Genomic DNA, 20954 nt, shown 5'->3' with positions numbered 1-20954 from the left:
TGTGGCAGCAGTACAGAACGACGTACAGAAGACGGTGCCCTGGGACTATCTGGGCGCCAAAGTGTGTTTTGCCCGTATATGGGAGGCGGCATGACAGAGACGGCGAGCGGCCCGGCACGTGGTTCCCGCACCAAGGGAGCCAAGTCGGCGAGCAAGGGCCTGCGTATCGAGCGCATCCACACCACCCCCGGCGTGCATCCGTACGACGAGGTGGCGTGGGAGCGCCGTGACGTCGTCATGACCAACTGGCGCGACGGCTCGATCAACTTCGAGCAGCGTGGCGTCGAGTTCCCCGACTTCTGGTCGGTGAACGCGGTCAACATCGTCACCAGCAAGTACTTCCGGGGCGCCGTCGGCACCCCGCAGCGCGAGACCGGTCTCAAGCAGCTCATCGACCGGATCGTGAAGACGTACACGAAGGCCGGCGAGGACTACGGCTACTTCGCCTCGCCCGCCGACGCCGAGATCTTCGAGCACGAGCTGGCCTACGCCCTCCTGCACCAGATCTTCAGCTTCAACTCGCCGGTCTGGTTCAACGTCGGCACGCCGCAGCCCCAGCAGGTCTCCGCCTGCTTCATCCTGTCCGTCGACGACTCCATGGAGTCCATCCTCGACTGGTACAAGGAAGAGGGCATGATCTTCAAGGGCGGCTCCGGCGCCGGCCTGAACCTCTCCCGTATCCGCTCCTCCAAGGAGCTGCTCTCCTCCGGCGGCAACGCCTCCGGCCCGGTCTCCTTCATGCGCGGCGCCGACGCCTCCGCGGGAACGATCAAGTCGGGCGGCGCCACCCGCCGCGCGGCCAAGATGGTCATCCTCGACGTCGACCACCCCGACATCGAGGACTTCATCGAGACCAAGGTCAAGGAGGAGGAGAAGATCCGCGCCCTCCGTGACGCGGGCTTCGACATGGACCTGGGCGGCGACGACATCACGTCCGTCCAGTACCAGAACGCCAACAACTCCGTCCGCGTGAACGACACGTTCATGAAGGCCGTCGAGTCCGGCGGGAAGTTCGGCCTCACCTCGCGCATGACCGGCGAGGTCATCGAGGAGGTCGACGCCAAGTCGCTCTTCCGCAAGATGGCCGAGGCCGCGTGGGCCTGCGCCGACCCGGGCATCCAGTACGACGACACGATCAACCACTGGCACACCTGCCCGGAGTCCGGCCGCATCAACGGCTCGAACCCGTGCAGCGAGTACATGCACCTGGACAACACGTCCTGCAACCTCGCCTCGCTGAACCTCATGAAGTTCCTCAAGGACGACGGCAAGGGCAACCAGTCCTTCGACGTCGAGCGCTTCGCCAAGGTCGTCGAGCTCGTCATCACCGCGATGGACATCTCCATCTGCTTCGCCGACTTCCCCACCCAGAAGATCGGCGAGAACACCCGCGCCTTCCGCCAGCTCGGCATCGGCTACGCCAACCTCGGCGCCCTGCTGATGGCGACCGGCCACGCGTACGACTCCGACGGCGGCCGCGCCCTCGCCGGCGCCATCACCTCCCTGATGACGGGCACCTCGTACAAGCGTTCCGCCGAGCTCGCCGCGGTCGTCGGCGCGTACGACGGCTACGCCCTCAACGCCGAGCCGCACCAGCGCGTCATGCAGCAGCACGCCGACGAGAACACCAAGGCCGTCCGCATGGACGACCTGGACTCGCCGATCTGGGCCGCCGCCACGGAGGCCTGGCAGGACGTGATCCGCCTCGGCGCCAAGAACGGCTTCCGCAACGCCCAGGCCTCGGTCATCGCCCCCACCGGCACCATCGGCCTCGCGATGTCCTGCGACACCACCGGCCTCGAGCCCGACCTCGCCCTGGTCAAGTTCAAGAAGCTCGTCGGCGGCGGCTCGATGCAGATCGTCAACGGCACCGTCCCGCAGGCCCTGCGCCGCCTGGGCTACCAGGAGGAGCAGATCGAGGCGATCGTCGCCCACATCGCCGAGCACGGCAATGTGATCGACGCGCCCGGCCTGAAGACCGAGCACTACGAGGTCTTCGACTGCGCCATGGGCGAGCGTTCCATCTCCGCGATGGGCCACGTCCGCATGATGGCCGCCATCCAGCCGTGGATCTCGGGCGCCCTCTCCAAGACCGTGAACCTGCCGGAGACGGCCACGGTCGAGGACGTCGAGGAGGTCTACTTCGAGGCCTGGAAGATGGGCGTCAAGGCGCTCGCGATCTACCGCGACAACTGCAAGGTCGGCCAGCCGCTCTCCGCCAAGAAGAAGGAGGACGAGAAGGCCGAGGTCACCGCGAAGTCCGAGGCGACGATCCGCGAGGCCGTCGAGAAGGTCGTCGAGTACCGTCCGGTCCGCAAGCGTCTGCCCAAGGGCCGTCCGGGGATCACCACCTCCTTCACCGTCGGTGGCGCCGAGGGCTACATGACCGCCAACTCCTACCCGGACGACGGTCTCGGCGAGGTCTTCCTGAAGATGTCCAAGCAGGGTTCCACCCTCGCCGGCATGATGGACGCCTTCTCCATCGCCGTCTCCGTCGGCCTGCAGTACGGCGTCCCGCTCGAGACCTACGTCTCGAAGTTCACCAACATGCGCTTCGAGCCGGCCGGCATGACGGACGACCCGGACGTGCGGATGGCGCAGTCGATCGTCGACTACATCTTCCGCCGCCTGGCGCTGGACTTCCTGCCCTTCGAGACGCGCTCCGCCCTCGGCATCCACTCGGCCGAGGAGCGCCAGCGTCACCTGGACACCGGCTCGTACGAGCAGCCCGAGGACGAGGACCTCGACGTCGAGGCGCTGGCCCAGTCCGCGCCCCGCACCCAGGAGCTGAAGGCCGTCGCGGTCCCGGCCCCCAAGGTCGAGGTCCCGGCCCCCAAGCAGGCCCACACCTCCGCGGAGCTCGTCGAGATGCAGCTCGGCATCAGCGCCGACGCCCCGCTCTGCTTCTCCTGCGGTACGAAGATGCAGCGGGCCGGCTCCTGCTACATCTGCGAGGGCTGCGGCTCGACCAGCGGCTGCAGCTGACACCGGTCGGTGCGCTGAGCGGAGGAATCCGCTGAGCGCACCGGATGGCCCGTGAGGGGCGCCGACCACCGGTCGGCGCCCCTTTGCCATGCGCGGGCGGGCGTCAGGACACGGGGGAACCCAGGAGCGTGCCGAAGTCCTGCGGATCGGCGTCGAAGCCGCGGCTGATCGGGCGGTACGACCAGCCGTCCGCACCGGCACGGGTGAATTCGACGACCGTCGCCGCACGGGCCCCGGAGACGTCCGCGAAGTCGTGGGTCAGCAGGTCGGTGTAGCCCTCGCGGACCCGTATGCCCGTGTTCGCTATGTCGCCGAAGGTCAGCCGCCCGCCGCCCTGCTGTATGGCGACGCCCACCACCACGCGCGCGTACCGCGCGTCCAGCCGGTCCAGCTCCAGGGTCATGGCCTCGTCGTATCCGAACCCCTGGCCCGTGCGGCTGTCGCGGTGGAGCGTGATCGTGCCGTCCGGGGAGCGGCTGCCGAAGTGCACCAGATGGGCCGGTGCGCCGTGCGGATCGGCCGTGGCGAAGACCCCGGCGACGAGATCCAGGTCGTGGGCCGGGGCCCCGGCCGGGGCGGGGTCCCACTTGAGCGTGACCTCGACGCGTCCCACTCCTTTGTTGAGTCCGCTCATGGTGCTTCCCCTCTCCGCGCACGCCCCCGCGCACGCCTCGCCTCGTACCGTCGACCCGCTCAAAAGCCCGTGGTCGTGGGCCGATTGCTCATGGTGTCATGTGCCTACGACAGAGGACCCGGCGCTTGAGGGGGAGAGCGGTTTGTGGAGCGGTGACGAGCTGGATCTCGACGCATATCTGGCTCGAATCGGATACGACATCGGACGGGACGGGGAACTCGCCCCCGATGTCAGGACCTTGACGGCCCTTCACCGGGCACATGTCGCAGCCATTCCGTTCGAGAACCTCGACGTCGCCCTCGGAAGGCAGGTCCCCCTGGACCTGAAGAGCCTTCAGGGCAAGCTCGTCGACCGGCGCCGGGGAGGCTACTGCTACGAGCAGAACTCCCTCCTCGCGGCGGCCCTCGAACGCATCGGCTTCCAGGTGGCCGGGCGCGGCGCGCGCAACCGCTCGCGGGGAGCGACGCTGCCGCCGGTCACGCACGCCGTCCTGGCCGTCACGATCGACGGCGAACAGTGGCTCGCCGACGCCGGGTTCGGCTGGCAGGGGGTGCTGGAGCCCGTGCCGCTGCGGGCCGGCGTGACCGTGGAGCAGAGCGGCTGGACGTTCGGCATCGGCGTCGAGGACGAGGGCATCCACGTACTGCGCTCGCTGCGGCCGGAGGGCTGGACCGATCTGTACGCGTTCTCGCCCCAGACCCTCTACCCCGGTGACTTCACCGTCATGAACCACTACAGCTCCAGCCATCCGCAGTCACGATTCCTCGGCCAGGTCGTGGCCCAGCGACCCGGTGCGGACGTGCGCAGGGCCCTGGTGCGCGAGACCCTCTCGTCGGTGCGCGCGGACGGTTCCGCCGAGGAACGGATCGTGGACACCGCCGAGTTGGCGGCCACCCTGGAGACCGAGTTCGGGATCGAACTGGACTCCGAGGAACGCGCGGGTCTGGAGCGGTTGCACGCGGCGGGTGTCTGACGGGGTCTGCCGGGGTGCTCTCCGGGCCCGTACGATGGCGCGGTGCTGGTCAAGTGGATTCGCTGCACCGTGGTGGACCGTCGAGGGTTCGAGCGGGGACAGCGGAAATGGGCGGGGCTGCTCGGTGAGCCGGGATTCCGGGGACAGGGCGGCGGGTGGAGCCGGGGTCGCCCGGACGTCGCCCACATCTTCGCGTTCTGGGAGAGCCGGGCCTTCTACGACTCGTTCATGGCGCGGTCGCACGACCGTCTGGCGGCCGCTCAGGTGGGCACGTACAAGGACATCCAGGTCAAGCTGTTCGACCACCGCTTCGACGTGAAGACGGGGTTCGAGCCGCGGTTCGCCGACGCCGACGTGGCGAGGGTCGCGCACTGCCGGGTCCACGAGGACCGCGCCGAGCACTTCGCGCTCATGCAGGAGAAGGTGTGGAACCCGGCCATGGCCGGGTCTCCCGGCATGCTGAGGGGCCTGTTCGGCGAGGCCCCCGGCAGCGAGTTCCTCGTGCTCTCGATGTGGCAGTCGGCCGCCGAGCACGGAAAGTACCGGGTCGAGCGCGTGGAGCGGCTCGGGCTGCGGGCCCGTACCGCGGCCGACGTGGCGGCACTGAACGGCGACGTGGTGCAGCTCGAATCGTCCTGGACGGTCTGAGCCCGTCGGCGTTTGGGGGCCGGGCACCTCCCCCGGATGGACTCCGGGCACGGCCTCGGCTGAGCCTGCCGCAGAGCGGCGTTCTAGGGTCGGGGTATGGCACGACCGCGGCGCATCGTTCTCGTACGGCACGGAGAGTCCGAGGGCAATGTCGATGACACGGTGTACGAGCGCGAGCCCGACCACGCCCTGAGGCTGACCGAGACCGGGTGGCGGCAGGCGGAGGCGACGGGGGAACGGCTGCGGGAGCTCTTCGGGGACGAGCCGGTCAGCGTCTACGTCTCGCCGTACCGCCGCACCCATGAGACCCTCCGGGCCTTCCGGCTCCCCGCCGAGCAGGTCAGGGTGCGGGAGGAACCGAGGCTGCGGGAGCAGGACTGGGGCAACTGGCAGGAACGGGAGGACGTACGTCTGCAGAAGGCCTACCGGGACGCGTACGGACACTTCTTCTACCGCTTCGCCCAGGGCGAGTCCGGTGCCGACGTCTACGACCGCGTCGGTGCCTTCCTGGAGAGCCTGTACCGCAGCTTCGAGGCCCCCGACCACCCGCCCAACGTCCTGCTGGTCACCCACGGGCTGACCATGCGGCTGTTCTGCATGCGCTGGTTCCACTGGACGGTCGCGGACTTCGAGTCGCTGTCGAATCCCGGCAACGCCGAGACCCGCACGCTCCTGCTCGGAGAGGACGGCCGATACCGCCTGGACCGGCCGTTCGAACGCTGGCGTACCCCGGAACCGTACGGCCCCACCGGATAGAGTGGCAGACCGATGACCGCTGACTCCTCACCCGACCGGCGCTTCGACCGCGCCCTGGCCAGCCTGCGCGGGCTGTCCGTGGGAGACGCCCTGGGCTCCCAGTTCTTCGTACCCGCCCACTATCCCCTGCTGAAGCGGCGCGAGCTGCCCGCCGGCCCCTGGCAGTGGACCGACGACACCGAGATGGCCTGCTCCGTCCTGGCCGTCCTCGTCCACCACGACCGGATCGACCAGGACGCGCTGGCACAGTCCTTCGCACAGCACCACGACTTCGACCGGGGCTACGGCCCGGCGGTCAACCGCATGCTCCGGCTCATCCGGGAGGGTGGCGACTGGCGGGAACTGGCCGCCGCGCTCTTCAACGGGCAGGGGTCCTGGGGCAACGGCGCCGCCATGCGGATCGCCCCGCTGGGAGCCTGGTACGCCGACGACCCCGAGCAGGCCACACACCAGGCCGAGATCTCGGCGTACACCACCCACCAGCACCGGGAGGCCGTGGTGGGAGCCATGGCGGTCGCCGCCGCGGCCGCCATCGCCGCCGACCCCGCCGGGCCGCCCACGCCCGAGGCGCTGCTCGACGGAGTGATCGCCCTGGTGCCGCGCAGCGCGGTCGGGGCCGGCCTGCGCAGGGCCCGCGACATGCTCGACTACGGCGACGCGAGCACGGTCGCCGCAGTGCTAGGCAGCGGACGGCGGACGAGCGCCCACGACACGGTCCCCTTCGCGCTCTGGTCGGCCGCGCGCGGGCTCGGCGACTTCGAGCGGGTGTTCTGGACGACCGCGCAGGTCGGCGGCGACGTCGACACGACCTGCGCCATCGCCGGGGGAGTGGTCGCCTCCACGGCGGCCGGAGCGCCGCCGGCGGAGTGGCTGCGGCAGACCGAGGAGCTTCCGGGGTGGATCCCGGAGGGGAAGGTCTGACGCGGCGCGGCGTCCCCACGGCCCGACACGCCACGATGTCCCCGGACCCCATAGGGGCAGAGGGGACATCGTGGCGTGGGATCAGACCTGACCAGAGCTGAGTGGGCGTGATCGGCGTGACTAGGTCGCCCGGCGCTCCGGCCTGCGATCAGGCCACCGGGCCTGCGGCCTCAGCGCGCCCGCTCAGCGCTTCCAGGTCGCTCTTGCGGACCCGGATCACCAGGACGGCCGTGACCAGCGCGATCAGCACCATGCCGACGGCGGCCGTGAAGGCCGAGGAGATGCCCGAGGTCAGCACCTCGTGGCCCCAGGGCGCGGGCAGTTCCTTCGCCTTCATCGCCTCGGCCTGCTGCTCGGGCGTGGAGTGCGCGAGGAAGTCCGGCAGCTGCTTCTCGCTCTCCTCGCGGCTGGCCGTGCCGAAGACGGTGACCAGGATGGAGAGGCCGAGCGAGCCGCCGACCTGCTGGGTCGCGTTGAGCAGGCCCGAGGCGGCGCCCGCCTCGTGCTGGGCGACCCCGGAGACGGCCGTGAGCGTGAGCGTCACGAAGTTGAGGCCCATGCCGACGCCGAACACGACCATCGGGCCGAGCACCCCGCCGACGTAGCTGCTGTCCGACGAGATGAACGTCAGCCAGAGGAGGCCGACGCCGGTGAGCGTCGCTCCGGTCACCATGAACGGCTTGGGGCCGAGGACCGGCAGAAGGCGCTGCGCGAGCCCCGCGCCGAAGCCGATCGCGACGGTCACCGGGAGGAAGGCGAGTCCGGCCTGGACCGGGCTGTAGCCCAGGACGTCCTGCACCCACAGCACGATGAAGAAGAACATGCCGAACATGGCGGCCGACAGGCTGAGCATGATGACGTACGTGCCCGAGCGGTTGCGGTCCGCGAACATGCGCAGCGGTGTGATCGGTTCCTTGGCACGCGACTCCACCACGGCGAAGGCCACGAGGAGGACCACCGCAGCGGCGAAGGAGCCGATGGTCAGGCCGTCCTTCCAGCCCTTCTCGGACGCCCGGATGAACCCGTAGACCAGCGCCGCCATGCCCAGCGTCGACGTCGCGGCGCCCGCGATGTCGAAGCGGCCGGGGTGGCGCTCGGACTCCGCGATGTAGCGCGGGGTGAGGAAGGCGATCAGCAGGCCGATCGGCACGTTCACGAAGAAGACCCAGCGCCAGTCGAGGTACTCGGTGAGCGCTCCGCCGGCGAGCAGGCCGATCGCGCCGCCACCGGCGGACACCGCGGCGAACACGCCGAACGCCCGGTTCCGCTCCGGACCTTCGGGGAACGTCGTGGTGATCAGCGCGAGCGAGGTGGGCGAGGCGATCGCGCCGCCCACGCCCTGCAGGGCACGCGCCGCGAGGAGCTGCCAGGGCTCCTGGGCGAAGCCGCCGAGCAGCGAGGCGAACGTGAAGAGCAGGATGCCGGCCATGAACACCCGGCGTCGCCCCAGGATGTCTCCGGCCCGCCCGCCGAGGAGCAGCAGGCCGCCGAAGGTGAGCGTATAGGCGCTGAGCACCCACGACAGGTCGGTGGTCGAGAAGGAGAGCGCGTCCTTGATGTGCGGCAGCGCGATGTTCACGATGGTGGCGTCGAGGACGACCATCAGCTGGCAGGCGGCGATGACGGTCAAGGCGATGCCCGGCCGACCTCCGGCGCGAGCTGGCTCGTCCTTGGTCTGTGTGTCCACCGGAGAAGTTGTCACTATGGATCCCCCACGGAAGAATTAGTGAACGCACCCGTTCACTGTTCGCCACGGTAGTGAGTCCCCCTCAGTGAACGCAACCGTTCACTGGGCACTGCCGACGAATCGAAACGCGTCAACGGAGAGATCCTGATGGTTACTTCGCGCTCCACGGCCGCCGCCCGGCCGGAGGGGGCGGTGCTGCGACGCCGCGGCCCCGTGCTCGAGCGGGCGATCCTGGAGGCCACGCTCGACCAGCTGAGCAGTGTCGGCTGGAGCGGCCTCACGATGGAGGGTGTCGCGGTCGGCGCGCAGACCGGCAAAGCCGCGGTGTACCGGCGGTGGCCGTCGAAGGAAGACCTCGTCGCGGACGCCCTCCAGGCCGGGCTGCCGACGCTCGACGAGGCCCCTGACACCGGCCGGGTGCGTCAGGACCTGTACGAGCTGTGCCTCCGGGTCCGGGACGTGATGTATTCCAAGCCCGGCTTCGCGCTGCGCGCTGTCCTTCACGAATGCGATGCCGAATCCGCCGAGCGCTTCCACGGGCTGATCGAGACGGGTGTGGTCGAACCGTCGAAGCGGCTCTTCCGGGACGTGCTGCGGCGCGGAATCGCGCGTGGAGAGGTGCGGTACGACGCGATCGACGACCTCGTCCTCGACGTCATTCCCGCCATGATGATGTACCGCTCCAAGGTGTGCGGAAGCGAATGGCCGGACGGTGAGATCGCCGACGTCATCGACCGGATCATGGTGCCTCTGGTGCGCGCCTGAGCCGTGACGGGGCCTGCCGCGACGGGGTGACGGCGGTCTCCGGGGCTTGGTGTCGGTCGGCTTCGGGATCCGGAGGAAGGCGCGCTTCGGAGTCCGGTGCCCGAGCGTCCGGATGTGGAGAGAAGGGTGCCTCGGGGCGTCTGCGGCGAATCCGGGTATCGCGGGTGGCGTCAGGCGGCGTAACCTGTCTGGCGCCATGCCGTACGAACCTCCCACCCACACTGTCGAGCGGTCGCTCCGAGCCACCACCGGCGCCAAGATCGTCGCCGGGGTCGACGAGGTCGGACGCGGGGCGTGGGCCGGACCCGTCACCGTGTGCGCGGCCGTCACCGGCCTTCGCCGGCCCCCCGAGGGGCTCACCGACTCGAAACTGCTCACCCCCAAGCGCCGGAACGCTCTGGCCGCGGAGCTGGAGGGGTGGGTCACGGCGTACGCGCTCGGCGACGCCTCTCCGCAGGAGATCGACGAACTCGGGATGACCGCGGCGCTGCGGCTCGCGGCCGTCCGCGCTCTCGAAGGCCTTCCCGTACGGCCCGACGCGGTGATCCTGGACGGCAAGCACGACTACCTCGGCAGCCCCTGGCAGGTCCGTACGGTGATCAAGGGCGACCAGTCCTGCATCGCCGTCGCGGCCGCTTCGGTCATCGCGAAGGTCCGGCGCGACGCCCTCATGGCGGAGCTGGAGGCCGAGGGCGGTCCGTACGCGGCGTACGCCTTCGGTGCCAACGCGGGCTACCCTTCGCCGGTCCACAAGGCGGCGCTCGAAGAGCTGGGGCCCACCCCGTACCACCGACTCTCCTGGTCGTACCTGGACGCGTTGCCCCAGTGGCGCCACCTCAAAAAGGTCCGCCTCTCCGCCGAGGCGGCCGCGCTGGAGAGCGGGGGCCAACTCGGCTTCGACTTCTGAACTTCCGGTCATGGGGCCGCCCTGTCCAAGGGGCCGTCCACGCGGCCGGGGTGCACATGTGTGCCCACCCGCCGGTGCCTCGCGCAGCGGCGTTTGATAGACATCCATTCATGCCTCTCATCCCCGAGGAGCCTCAGATTCACGAGAGCGCCCAGGGTCCCCGCGCCACCGCGTCGACCCCCCGTCCCGTACCCGGCCCGCGTTCCGCGGCCTCTCCGCGACCGGGACGCCCCGGCCCCGGTCCGGCCAGGCCCGTCGCGCCGGCGTCGCACCCGCACCCCGGTGCCGGGCAGTCTCCGGCCAAGCGCCCGGAGAATCGTTCCGACCAGCGCACGACCCCGCAGCTCCAGCTGATCCCGGCCCCGGTCGACGGCGCGCTCGACGCCGCCGAAGAGGCCCTGGACCTGCTCCTGGAGACCGGGCGGGCGCCCGGCGAGATCCTGGTCCTCACCACCGGTGACCCGCACCCGTGGGCGGCGCACGAGCTGTCCTTCGGCGAGGCCGCCTACTGGGCCCAGCAGGACACCGGCGACGACGTGTTCTTCGCGGACGCCTCCGCCGTGGAGCGGGCCACCACCCGCCCCGTGGTGATCGTCGCCGTCAACGGCGGCGGCGAGGAGACGGCCGCCCGGGCCCTCCCGGCGGCGATGGCCCGCGCGGGCGCGCTGCTCGTCGTCTGCGGTGACCCGCAGCGCATCACGGCGCTCCTCGGAGCCGGCGCCGGCGTCTGACCGACCGCTCCTCCGCCGGACCCCACGGGGCCCGGCGCGGGGGCGGCCCGGCGGGACCGTTGGGGTCCGTCGGGTCGGCGTGCGGGGTCTGGCGAAGGCCCGGCGCGTGACCAGGACTGCGGCCCGGCGGGCTCTGTGCGGTCAGCGCGCGGCGGCTCGGCGCGTGGCCAGGACTGCGGCCCGGCGGGCCTTGTGCGGTCAGCATGCGGCGGCTCGGCGCGTGGCCAGGCCTGCGGCCCAGCGGGCTCTACGCGGTCAGCGTGCGGCGGCTCGGCGTAGGGGTTCGGTCGCGCCGCTCGCGGTCCTGGGTGCGAGCAGGCCGAGCTCGGCCGGCCCGTCACCCAGCGGCAGCGGCAGCGAGTCGGAGCTCGGCCGCCGACCTCCCCGGCCCTCGCCGAGCACCTGCCAGCCACCGCCGGTCAGCGTGATGTACGCGCCACAGCGGAGCCCGTGCAGTGTGCAGGCGTCCCGGAGCCCCCACATCCAGGCTCCGTCCTCCTCCGTCCAGCGCTCGTCGCCGTCGCGGCAGTACAGCAGGACCGCGGTGCGCACGGGCGCGCGTCTCCGGAGGTCGTGCGGAACGACCCGCCGCAGGTGCGCGAGGAGCGCGTTGCGGAACTCCCAGCCGTCCGCCGCGACCGGGCGGCGGACGAACGAGGCGCTGGCGGCGAGCCGCTCCTCGTGATCCAGGACGGCGATGACCGCCGTCGCGGGCGTGGGCGCGTGGCGCGAGTGAAGGCCGCTGACGACCTCACGCGGGTTGCGCAGCAAGGGGATTCCCGCCGCGGCCCACTCGGAGGGTTCGAGCATCCGAGCGAGGCGGCTGGCGGACTCGGACGAAGATCTGAGCGAGGTGGCTGTGGGCGGAGCGAATCCGAGGGTCACGGTCCTCCCTTCGGATACACGCCCGCTGCGCGGGCAAGGTCGGGTGAGGGCGCACCACGGCACAGTCCTTCCGGACCGCTGACGGGCCGTGCGGGGCGGTCTCCCAATTCTTGCTGGCCCGTGCGCGGGCGGCAACGAGCAATTGAGACCGCTGACGGTAATGAGTCGGTATGCCACTCATATCCCTGCCCAGTTGCCCATTGTTCACTCCCCGTTTCCCCTCCTGTTTCACCCCTGGACGGCGAGTACCAGCGGAAACACCCCTTCCGCTCCGGCCCTCCGCAGCAGCCGTGCCGCGACGGCCAACGTCCAGCCGGTGTCCGAGAGATCGTCCACGAGGAGAACCGGCCCCCCGGCGCCCGTCAGCCGCCCGGCCAGTTCCGGAGGGACCGTCAGCGTCCGCTGCAGGCCGACGACCCGCTGGGCGCTGTTGGTCCGTGAGAGCCGGAGCTCCTCCGCCTCCGGCGCGTACTCGACCATGCCGAGGAGGGGCATTCTGCCGATCTCGGCGATCCGCTGCCCGAGCGAACCCACCAGCCGCGGCTTGCGGTGGGAGGCGATCGTGACCACTCCGGCGGGCCGGGCCGGCGCGTCCGCCGCACCGGAGGCCCATCCCCCGGGCCCCTTGGCCCAGTCGGCCAGCACATGCACCACCGCCTGCACGACATCATCCGGCACGGGACCGTCCGGCGTCCCGTCGGCCAGCAGCGGACGCAGCCGGTTGCCCCAGCCGATGTCCGAGAGCCGACCCAGGGCCCGGCCGCCGAACGACTGCTCCCCGGCGGGGATACGGCCCTTCAGATCGACGCCGACCGCGGCGAGTCCGGTGGGCCACATCTTCCGGGGCTCGACCTCCACGCCGGGCCGCCCCAGCTCGCCCTTGGCCGCGTCCAGGGCCGCCTCGGACACCTTCGGGTCGAACCGGTTGCCCGCGCAGTTGTCGCAGCGACCGCACGGAGCGGCCTCCTCGTCGTCCAACTGGCGCCGGAGGAACTCCATCCGGCACCCGGTCGACGCCGCGTAGTCGCGCATCGCCTGCTGCTCGGCCGCCCGCTGGCGCGCCACCCAGGCGTACCGCTCGGTGTCGTACACCCAGGGCTGCCCGGTGCTCTCCCAGCCGCCCTTCACCCGCCGCACCGCGCCGTCCACGTCCAGGACCTTGAGCATGGTCTCCAGCCGGGTCCTGCGCAGCTCCACCAGCGGCTCGAGGGCGGGCAGGGACAGGGGCCGGCCCGCCTGAGCGAGCACGTCGATCGTGCGGCGCACCTGCTCCTCGGGAGGGAAGGCCACCGAGGCGAAGTAGCGCCAGATCGCCTCGTCCTCCTGCCCGGGCAGCAGCAGCACCTCCGCGTGCTCCACCCCTCGCCCGGCCCGGCCGACCTGCTGGTAGTACGCGATGGGGGAGGAAGGCGACCCGAGGTGCACCACGAAGCCCAGGTCCGGCTTGTCGAAGCCCATACCGAGGGCGGAGGTCGCGACCAGTGCCTTGACCCGGTTGGCCTGCAGGTCGTCCTCCGCCTGCTGCCGGTCGGCGTTCTCCGTGCGGCCCGTGTAGGAGGAGACCGTGTGCCCGCACTGGCGCAGATAGGCGGTGACCTCGTCGGCCGCGGCGACCGTCAGCGTGTAGATGATGCCGGAACCGGGCAGCTCGCCGAGGTGGTCGGCGAGCCAGGCCAGCCGGTGTGCCGCGTCCGGCAGCCGGACCACGCCCAGGCTGAGACTCTCCCGGTCGAGGGGCCCGCGCAGGACGAGGGCGTCGGTGCCCGCGCCGGTGCCGAGCTGCTCGGCCACGTCCGCCGTCACCCGAGCGTTCGCCGTCGCGGTGGTGGCCAGCACCGGGACACCCGACGGCAGGTCGGCCAGCATGGTCCGCAGCCGGCGGTAGTCGGGCCGGAAGTCATGGCCCCAGTCCGAGATGCAGTGGGCCTCGTCGACCACGAGCAGCCCGGTGGCGGCGGCGAGCCGCGGCAGCACCTGGTCGCGGAAGTCGGGATTGTTGAGCCGCTCCGGGCTCACCAGGAGCACGTCCACCTCGCCGGAGGCCACTTCCTCCTGGACCGTCTCCCACTCCTCGGTGTTCGAGGAGTTGATCGTCCGGGCGCGGATCCCGGCACGGGCGGCCGCCTCCACCTGGTTGCGCATGAGCGCGAGCAGGGGGGAGACGATCACGGTCGGGCCGCTGCCGCGCTCGCGGAGCAGCGAGGTCGCCACGAAGTACACGGCCGACTTGCCCCAGCCGGTCCGCTGCACCACCAGCGCCCGGCGCCGGTCGGCCACCAGGGCCTCGATGGCCCGCCACTGGTCCTCGCGCAGTCTCGCCCTGCCGGTCGGGTCGGAGACGAGACGGGCGAGCACGGCATCGGCGGCGGCTCGGAGGGCGGCGCGGTCTTCCAGCGGGGCTGCTTGGGTCATGCCCCCATGCAACCCGATGCCTCGGACATCGCGCGAATGAGACATCGAACCTGTGGACAACCCGAGGGGCGACGGATGCCCCGATCCGGGAGTTATCCACAGGGGTTTCGGATTTCGGGAGATCACGAGACCGTCCTGACCATGAACGCGAATCACCACGAATCCAGTGGACCTTCCCGTACGCAGCAGATCACCCTGCGCGGCCCGGCGGAGCTGGCCGACGCCCTGCCGTTCGTGCTGGGCTTCCATCCCACCGACTCCGTCGTCCTGGTCGCCCTCCACGGCGAGCACGGCCGCTTCGGGGGCCGCGTCAGGCTCGGAATCCCGAGTTCGCCCCGTGAGTGGGCGTCCACCGCGGACCACCTCGCGGAGTGCCTCGTCGAGGGAGGCGCCCGATCCGGCACCCGGCCGGACGGGATCGTCGTCTTCCTGTGCCAGGACCCGGCGCCCGGCGAGACGGGCCGCAGGGTCATGGAGCGGCTGCGGCCCTTCGCCCAGCGCCTGCGGACCGCCTGCGGCGCCCTCGACATTCCCGTCTACGAGGCTCTCTGCATCACCGACGGGCTCTACTTCTCGTACTGCTGCCCCGACCAGCGCTGCTGCCCGCCGGACGGCACCCCGCTCGCTCTCAGCGGCACCTCGGTGATGGCGGCGGCCGCCACATACGCCGGAGTGCAGGTACGGGGCTCCCTGCGGGACATGGAGGCCCGGCTCAAGCCGCGCGGCGGGCCCGGGGACGAGGAGCAGCGAACCGCCCTCGACACGGCCGCCGCCTCGATCGTCCCCCGGATCCTCGAAGGCGCCGAAGGGCGGGGCAGGGAGGAAGTGCGCGAGACGACGCTGCGTCTCGCCCGCGAGATCCTCCGCCGCTTCGCCGACCGGAAGCACCCGAACGGGCGGAACTCGGTGAGCCCGGACGACCGGGCGGGTGCGCCGGGCACGGCGAGTCCGATGCGGTCGGCCGTTCCGGGCCGGTACGCCGGCGCCACGGCCGCCGACGACGCGGCCGACGACGCCCTGATCACCGTCGACGAGGCGGCCGCCCTGGTCCTCGGCCTGCAGGACCGGGTCACCCGGGACCGCGTCGCCGAGTGGATGGAGGGCTGGGAGGGGACCGCCGCCCTGCGGCTCTGGAGGGTCCTGGCCCGGCGCTGTGTCACGCCCTACCAGGAGCACGCCGCCGCACCCCTCGCCCTCGCGGGCTGGACGGCCTGGTCCACGGGCGACGAGCCGACCGCCCGGGTCGCTCTCGGGCTCGCACTCGACGCCGACCCCGAGTACGTCTTCGCCAGGCTGCTGCACCAGGCGTGCAACGAAGGACTGGACCCCGAGTCGCTCCGCTCCTGTCTGAGGACCGAACGGGACGCCCGGACCGCCCCGGAGCAGGAATCTCCTGCACCGTCCCGACGGGTCCGGATGCGAGCCGGCCGCAGGCCGGGCACCCCGCTGACCCTCAGGAAGCCGGGGCGCCAGACCGCCGGGAGCGAGCGCCGCGCGGCGGCCGGAGTCCGTCCCGGCGGACCCGCCGCCGGAAGGCCGGGGAGCGGGACTCCGCGGCCCGGCGGACAGCGCGGCTCCAGGAGCGGCCGATGACGACCGTGACCCGGCCGCCCGCAGGCGCGTTCAGCTCTCTGGCGGACTCGCACGAACCGTCCCGCCGACACCTCGCCGGCCGCCCGGTCCGCACAGAGAGCACCCCGTACCCGCCATGGCTCCCAGCCCCGTCCCGGCCCCCGGCCGCCCCACCACCCCGCCGTCCGGACCCGCCGCCGGACACACGTCCGGCGCCGGCATCGCGTTTCCGCGCGCGACGCGGCCTGCCGAACTTCCCTCGGTGCACGGTGCGCTCCTCTGCGTGGCCCTGCCCGCCCTCGCCGTGTCCGCGGAGCACGGCCAGCTCACGGGAGAAGGACCCGAGGGGGTGTACGAGGCGGGGCGACGGCTCCTGTCCCGCTGTGTCCTGCGGGTGGCGGGGCGTGAACCCGTCGCGCTCCAGGGCCGCATGGCGACCGCCGACCGGGCGCTGTTCCTCGGCGCCCTGCGCGTCCCCGGGGACGCCGGACCCGACCCCGCTCTCACCGTGGAACGCACGCGGAGCGCCGACGGAACCGAGCGGATCACCCTCCGCAGCGCCGCGTCCCGGCCCCTCCGGCTCCCCGTGGAGGTCTCTCTGGGCACGGATCTCGCGGACCTGGGTGCGGTGGCGTCCGGGAGAACCGGCCCCGAGCTCGCCGCGAGCGTCCACGGCACCGGACTGCGGTGGACCGGCGGCGACGGCCGATCCGTCGCCGTCACGGCGGACCCGCCCCCCATGGACTCCCTGGCGGCGGCGGGAGTGCTGCGCTGGGAGGCCGAGCTCGCGCCCGGAGCGACGTTCACCCTCCGGCTGCGCGTACGAGGCGAGTCGCCCGCCAGGCCCACCGCCTCCCCGGGCGCGGGTTCCGGACGGCCCGGCGGTCACCTCCTCGCCGAGGCCCGCGCCGAGGGCGACGACCCACGGCCGGGGGAGCTGCTCCGTGTCTCCGTCGAGGACCTGCGGGCCCTGCTCCAGCGGGACCCGGCCCACCCCGCGGACGTGTACCTGGCGGCCGGCGTCCCCTGGCGCTGCGGACCGGTCACGGCCGAGGCGCTCTGGGCGGCGCGCATGGCCCTGCCCCTCGGCACCCGGCTCGCCGCCACCACCCTGCGCGCCCTCGGACGCACCCAGATCTCCGCCGGCGGACCCGAGTCCGGCCGGCTCCGGGGACCGCTCCGGGACGCGGGCCCGCACCTCCCGCCCCGCTGCACGGGCATCGAGGCCACCCTCGCCTTTCCGGTCGTGCTCGCCGAGGCCCGCCGCTGGGGGCTCCCCGCAGCGGACCTGGAGGAACTGCTCCCCGTGGCGGAGCGCTGCCTCGACTGGCTCCGGAGTACCGCCGGTCGGAACGGGTTCGTCCCGGACCCGGGGCCCGCCGGGCCTTGGCGGGCCGAGACCCAGGCACACACCCACCGTGCCGCCCTGCTCGGAGCCGACCTCCTCGACGGCTGCGGGCGGCCCGGGGGAGACGCCCTGCGCGACGTGGCGCGGACCCTGCGCGAGCGGTTCCGGCGGGAGTTCTGGCTCGACGACCCGGCGGGCGGCCGCCCCGCCGTCGCCCTCGCACCGGACGGCCGGGCCTGGCCCCAGCTGGGCGGTTGGGCCGCGCACCTGCTCGACACGGGGCTGCTGGACGGCGGCCGGTACGCACCGGGCCTCCTGGACCGGACGGAGACCGAAATGGTGGCCAGGCTGCTCGGCACCCCGGCGCTCGACTCCGGCTGGGGACTGCGCAGCCTCGGCATCAAGGAGCCGGGCCACAACCCCTTCGGGCACCGGGCCGGAGCGGTCCGGGTGCACGAGACGGCCGTGGCGGTGGCCGGTCTCGCCGCCGCCGGCCATGAGAAGGAGGCCGCCTCCCTGCTGCGGGGGTTGCTCGACGCGGCGGAGGCCTTCACCCATCGGCTCCCCGAGATGTACGCGGGAGAGCAGCGGACGACGGGTGGACGCCCGGTGCCACACCCGGCGGCGTGCCGGCCGGCGGCCGTCGCGGCCGCCGGAGCGGTGCACGCTCTTCTCGCTCTCGCCGGCCTCAGACCCGATGCGCCCGGGCGGTCCGTGTCGGTGCACCCGCTGGCCTCGGCGCCGCTCGGAGCGATCCGGTTGTCGGGGCTCGTGGTCGCGGGCGAGCCCTTCGCCGTGCGGGTCGGCAGGCTGGGCCTCGGTATGGTCGAGGAGGCCGCAGAGGGCCTTCAACTGGGGGTGTGACGGGATGCCGGGCACGGAGACGAGGGAAGCCTCGCGGCGTGGTGAGGAAGTGGCGGCCGATGCTTCCGCGGGGCGTGTTTATCGTCAGGAAGACGACTATGATCGCGGCATGCCTCCCTACGACCCCTCGGCCTTTCCTCCCTTCGCCGTGACCGTCGATCTGGTCGTGCTCACCGTGCGGCGCCACGCACTGTGCACCCTGGTCGTGCGGCGAGGAGAGGCGCCGTATCAGGGGCGTTGGGCGCTGCCCGGCGGTTTCGTGCAGGCGGCGGAGGACCTCGGTGCCGCGGCCGCGCGCGAGCTGGTCGAGGAGACGGGCCTCTGCGCCCACGATCCCGCCTCCCCGCCGCCCGTACCGACCAATGGCGCGCACCTGGAGCAGCTGGCGACCTACGGGGCGCCGGACCGCGACCCGCGCATGCGGGTGGTGAGCGTCGCGCACCTCGCGCTGGCGCCGGACCTTCCCGCGCCGCGCGCGGGCGGCGACGCGAACAGCGCCCGCTGGGCCCCGGTGGAGGAGCTCCTCGGCGAGGACGAGGCCGCCGCGGCCGAGGACGGAGGGCCGGCGGCGCTCGCCTTCGACCACGCCCGGATCCTCGCGGACGGGGTGGAGCGCGCCCGATCCAAGATCGAGTACTCCTCCCTGGCGACGGCGTTCTGTCCGCCGGAGTTCACGGTCGGGGAGCTGCGGCGCGTCTACGAGGCGGTCTGGGGTGTGTCCCTCGATCCGCGTAACTTCCACCGCAAGGTGACCGGCACGCCCGGCTTCCTGGTCCCGGCCGGAGGCACCACGACCCGTCAGGGAGGGCGCCCCGCGCAGCTCTTCCGGGCAGGTGGGGCCACTCTTCTCAACCCGCCGATGCTCCGCCCCGAGGTCTGAGAGCCGTACCGGTCCGCCGCCCCTTGATGTCACACCTGCGCCGAAAGTCCGAAATGTAGCGTTATCTTGCTGCGGTAGCGCCGCCCTGCCGCGGAGCGGTGTCATCTACCGCGAGAGAAGCGATGCTCCAGGCAATCGGACTGACCAGCACTCCCCGCCGCGATCGCCCGCCGGCCGTGGACGATCTGACCTTCGATGCTCGGCCGGGTGCCGTGACCGCGCTCCTCGGCTCCCGGGGATCCGGCAAGACGACCACGCTCCGGCTCATGCTCGAACTCGAGCCGGGCCGTGGGATCACCTACTTCAGAGGCCGGCCGCTGCACCGCATCGCCCATCCTCCTCGCGAGGTCGGCGTGCTCCTCGGTGACGTGCCCGGACATCCCTCCCGCACCCTCCGAGGGCAGCTCAGGATGCTCTGCGCCGCCACCGGCGTTCCCGCCGCGCGCGCCGACGAGCTGGTGCGGACCGTGGGCCTCACCGGCCTGGAACGCCGCCGCATCGGCACCCTGCCGATCGGTGCCGACCGTCGACTCGGTCTCGCATCGGCCCTGTTGGGCACCCCCCACACCCTGTTGCTCGACGAGCCGGCCGCGGGTCTCTCCGTACCCGAGAGCGCATGGCTGTACGAGCTTCTGCGTGCCCACGCGGCCGAGGGGGGAACCGTGCTGTACACCACGGACGATCCCAAGGACGCGGTCCGCAACGCCGACCGCGTCGTCACCCTCGACGGCGGCCGGCTCCTCGCGGACCAGGACGCCACCGAGTTCGCCCGTACCCGCCTGCGTCCCCGGGTCGTCGTCCGGACCCCGCACGCCGCGCGTCTGGCCGCCGCCGTGACCCAGGAGGCCAGAGCGGCCCGCCGTCCCGTCGAGGTGGTCGCCGAGGACGGGAACCGCCTGTCCGTGTACGGCAGTGACTGCGCGGCCGTCGGTGACACCGCCTTCCGGCTGGGCGTGCCGATCCACCGGCTCGCCGAAGAGCGAGGGGGCGGCGGAGCCGCCGGTCGCGCCGCAGGGGAGATCCGGCCGGCCGGGGGAGGCGAGGAGACCGGGACTCCCCGGAGCGATGCGGCCGCGTCGACGGGAACCGGTCGGCCCTCCGGGGGCACGGGGTCGGAGACGCGGAGCGCGGGGCGAGGCGCCGTGCGGAGGCCCGCGCGCTCCCCCCTGCGCCCGCTCCGGTACGAGCTCCACCGGCTTCTGGGTGTGCCCTCCACCCCGCTTGTCGTGGCCGGCGTCCTCCTCGCGTCCGTGACGCTGGCTCTGCTGCTCGGCCGCGGCGGCCGAGCCGAACTGCCCGCCGTCGTCGCCGGCTGGCCCGCGATCTCGCCGCTGCCGCCCGCGGCTCTCGGCGCCGGGCTGCTCGGAGCTTTCTCGTTCGGAGAGGAGTACCGCTATCCCGCGCTCACCACGGGGCGCGGAGCCGTGCCCCGCCGGCCGGGCCTGCTCCTCGCGAAGCTCGCCGTGGCGGCGGTCGTCGCCCTTGCGCTCGGGGCGCTCGTCGTGGCGGTCGACCTGGAGGTCCTGCGGTTCGTCCACGGAGCCGAGTTGGTCCCCGTACCGAGGAACTGGCCGACACTCTGCGTGAGTTGGCTGGGCCTGGTCGTCGGCTGCGGCTGGGCCGGGGTGCTCGGCGCGGGCGTGTTCCGGGCCGCCGCGGCCGGAGTGGCGGCGGTGCTCGCGGTGCCGGTCGCCTTCGTTCCGCTGCTGCAGAAGATGCTGACGGGGCCGTCGGTGCGCTCGGCGGCAGGACTTCCGGCGCGACTGCGTGAGTTCGCCGGTCCGCAGTGGTCGCCGTCCCTGGACCGCTGGCTGGCGGTGGCGCTCCGGGTGGTCGGTCAGCCCGCGGGGGTGGCGCTCTCGCTGACGTTGACGGGGCTGCTCTGCGCCTATGTGTTCACCGGCCTTCGACGCAAGGCCCGTTGGTGATCACTTGTGGACCGAAAGACTCCGATTCCTCGTCAACTCCCCTGAATTCTGCCGTAAA

Annotated in this window: 16 protein-coding genes; 12 read left to right on the top strand and 4 right to left on the bottom strand. The window is 72.4% G+C overall.

Features of this window, described 5'->3' with window-relative positions; genetic code table 11:
* Positions 1 to 90 precede the first annotated feature (90 nt).
* A complete protein-coding gene (locus IE237_RS26745) occupies positions 91 to 2985 on the top strand; it encodes a vitamin B12-dependent ribonucleotide reductase (RefSeq protein ID WP_189804673.1) in 2895 nt (964 codons plus the stop codon).
* A 103-nt stretch (positions 2986 to 3088) separates the two neighbouring features.
* Here the strand turns inward: IE237_RS26745 and IE237_RS26740 are convergent, their stop codons facing one another.
* Entirely contained in the window at positions 3089 to 3619 is a 531-nt protein-coding gene (locus IE237_RS26740) for a TerD family protein (protein ID WP_189804672.1), read from the bottom strand.
* A gap of 238 nt (positions 3620 to 3857) precedes the next feature.
* Between IE237_RS26740 and IE237_RS26735 the strand changes: the two genes are divergently transcribed.
* From IE237_RS26735 to IE237_RS26720, 4 genes are all read left to right on the top strand, one after another.
* Positions 3858 to 4592 carry an arylamine N-acetyltransferase family protein gene (locus tag IE237_RS26735; protein WP_308433118.1) on the top strand — a complete coding sequence of 245 codons (735 nt, stop codon included), beginning with the start codon at positions 3858 to 3860 and terminating at the stop codon, positions 4590 to 4592.
* 42 nt (positions 4593 to 4634) lie between these two features.
* Positions 4635 to 5240 (top strand): YdbC family protein, encoded by a 606-nt coding sequence (locus IE237_RS26730; RefSeq protein ID WP_189804670.1) that lies wholly within the window; start codon positions 4635 to 4637, stop codon positions 5238 to 5240.
* A 96-nt stretch (positions 5241 to 5336) separates the two neighbouring features.
* Entirely contained in the window at positions 5337 to 5996 is a 660-nt protein-coding gene (locus IE237_RS26725; protein WP_189804669.1) for a histidine phosphatase family protein, read from the top strand.
* Between the two features lie 12 nt (positions 5997 to 6008).
* Positions 6009 to 6917 (top strand): ADP-ribosylglycohydrolase family protein, encoded by a 909-nt coding sequence (locus tag IE237_RS26720; protein ID WP_189804668.1) that lies wholly within the window; start codon positions 6009 to 6011, stop codon positions 6915 to 6917.
* A gap of 148 nt (positions 6918 to 7065) precedes the next feature.
* Here the strand turns inward: IE237_RS26720 and IE237_RS26715 are convergent, their stop codons facing one another.
* Complete coding sequence (locus IE237_RS26715; RefSeq protein ID WP_189804667.1) at positions 7066 to 8619, bottom strand: MFS transporter; 1554 nt, start codon at positions 8617 to 8619, stop codon at positions 7066 to 7068.
* 132 nt (positions 8620 to 8751) lie between these two features.
* Between IE237_RS26715 and IE237_RS26710 the strand changes: the two genes are divergently transcribed.
* From IE237_RS26710 to IE237_RS26700, 3 genes are all read left to right on the top strand, one after another.
* A complete protein-coding gene (locus IE237_RS26710) occupies positions 8752 to 9369 on the top strand; it encodes a TetR/AcrR family transcriptional regulator (RefSeq protein ID WP_189804666.1) in 618 nt (205 codons plus the stop codon).
* A gap of 196 nt (positions 9370 to 9565) precedes the next feature.
* Positions 9566 to 10276 carry a ribonuclease HII gene (gene rnhB / locus IE237_RS26705; protein ID WP_189804665.1) on the top strand — a complete coding sequence of 237 codons (711 nt, stop codon included), beginning with the start codon at positions 9566 to 9568 and terminating at the stop codon, positions 10274 to 10276.
* Positions 10277 to 10386: 110 nt separating this feature from the next.
* Positions 10387 to 11007 carry a hypothetical protein gene (locus IE237_RS26700; protein ID WP_189804664.1) on the top strand — a complete coding sequence of 207 codons (621 nt, stop codon included), beginning with the start codon at positions 10387 to 10389 and terminating at the stop codon, positions 11005 to 11007.
* 255 nt (positions 11008 to 11262) lie between these two features.
* On the opposite strand, the gene IE237_RS26695 is transcribed toward IE237_RS26700, so the two are convergent.
* On the bottom strand, positions 11263 to 11892 hold the full coding sequence (locus IE237_RS26695) for a hypothetical protein (RefSeq protein WP_189804663.1): 630 nt from the start codon (positions 11890 to 11892) through the stop codon (positions 11263 to 11265).
* 228 nt (positions 11893 to 12120) lie between these two features.
* On the bottom strand, positions 12121 to 14304 hold the full coding sequence (locus tag IE237_RS26690; protein WP_189804662.1) for a RecQ family ATP-dependent DNA helicase: 2184 nt from the start codon (positions 14302 to 14304) through the stop codon (positions 12121 to 12123).
* 141 nt (positions 14305 to 14445) lie between these two features.
* Between IE237_RS26690 and IE237_RS26685 the strand changes: the two genes are divergently transcribed.
* From IE237_RS26685 to IE237_RS26670, 4 genes are all read left to right on the top strand, one after another.
* Positions 14446 to 15897 (top strand): DUF4192 domain-containing protein, encoded by a 1452-nt coding sequence (locus tag IE237_RS26685; RefSeq protein ID WP_189804661.1) that lies wholly within the window; start codon positions 14446 to 14448, stop codon positions 15895 to 15897.
* A gap of 115 nt (positions 15898 to 16012) precedes the next feature.
* Positions 16013 to 18088, top strand: a complete 2076-nt coding sequence (locus IE237_RS26680) for a glycogen debranching N-terminal domain-containing protein (RefSeq protein WP_189804660.1) — start codon at positions 16013 to 16015, stop codon at positions 18086 to 18088.
* Positions 18089 to 18197: 109 nt separating this feature from the next.
* Positions 18198 to 18968 carry an NUDIX hydrolase gene (locus IE237_RS26675; protein ID WP_189804659.1) on the top strand — a complete coding sequence of 257 codons (771 nt, stop codon included), beginning with the start codon at positions 18198 to 18200 and terminating at the stop codon, positions 18966 to 18968.
* 122 nt (positions 18969 to 19090) lie between these two features.
* Positions 19091 to 20896, top strand: a complete 1806-nt coding sequence (locus IE237_RS26670; RefSeq protein WP_189804658.1) for an ABC transporter ATP-binding protein — start codon at positions 19091 to 19093, stop codon at positions 20894 to 20896.
* Positions 20897 to 20954: the final 58 nt, after the last annotated feature.

Origin of the sequence: Streptomyces tanashiensis (genome assembly GCF_014648895.1) — a bacterium.
Lineage (GTDB): Bacteria > Actinomycetota > Actinomycetes > Streptomycetales > Streptomycetaceae > Streptomyces > Streptomyces tanashiensis.
Note: the sequence above shows the minus strand (reverse complement) of the source record. Positions and strands in the feature narration are given on the sequence as shown.

Excerpts from the sequence above, each read along its gene's own strand:
- IE237_RS26745 (WP_189804673.1), top strand. The coding sequence starts at position 91 with ATGACAGAGACGGCGAGCGGCCCGGCACGTGGTTCCCGCACCAAGGGA.
- IE237_RS26740 (WP_189804672.1), bottom strand. The coding sequence starts at position 3,619 with ATGAGCGGACTCAACAAAGGAGTGGGACGCGTCGAGGTCACGCTCAAG.
- IE237_RS26725 (WP_189804669.1), top strand. The coding sequence starts at position 5,337 with ATGGCACGACCGCGGCGCATCGTTCTCGTACGGCACGGAGAGTCCGAG.
- IE237_RS26720 (WP_189804668.1), top strand. The coding sequence starts at position 6,009 with ATGACCGCTGACTCCTCACCCGACCGGCGCTTCGACCGCGCCCTGGCC.
- IE237_RS26710 (WP_189804666.1), top strand. The coding sequence starts at position 8,752 with ATGGTTACTTCGCGCTCCACGGCCGCCGCCCGGCCGGAGGGGGCGGTG.
- rnhB (WP_189804665.1), top strand. The coding sequence starts at position 9,566 with ATGCCGTACGAACCTCCCACCCACACTGTCGAGCGGTCGCTCCGAGCC.
- IE237_RS26700 (WP_189804664.1), top strand. The coding sequence starts at position 10,387 with ATGCCTCTCATCCCCGAGGAGCCTCAGATTCACGAGAGCGCCCAGGGT.
- IE237_RS26690 (WP_189804662.1), bottom strand. The coding sequence starts at position 14,304 with ATGACCCAAGCAGCCCCGCTGGAAGACCGCGCCGCCCTCCGAGCCGCC.
- IE237_RS26685 (WP_189804661.1), top strand. The coding sequence starts at position 14,446 with ATGAACGCGAATCACCACGAATCCAGTGGACCTTCCCGTACGCAGCAG.
- IE237_RS26680 (WP_189804660.1), top strand. The coding sequence starts at position 16,013 with ATGGCTCCCAGCCCCGTCCCGGCCCCCGGCCGCCCCACCACCCCGCCG.
- IE237_RS26675 (WP_189804659.1), top strand. The coding sequence starts at position 18,198 with ATGCCTCCCTACGACCCCTCGGCCTTTCCTCCCTTCGCCGTGACCGTC.
- IE237_RS26670 (WP_189804658.1), top strand. The coding sequence starts at position 19,091 with ATGCTCCAGGCAATCGGACTGACCAGCACTCCCCGCCGCGATCGCCCG.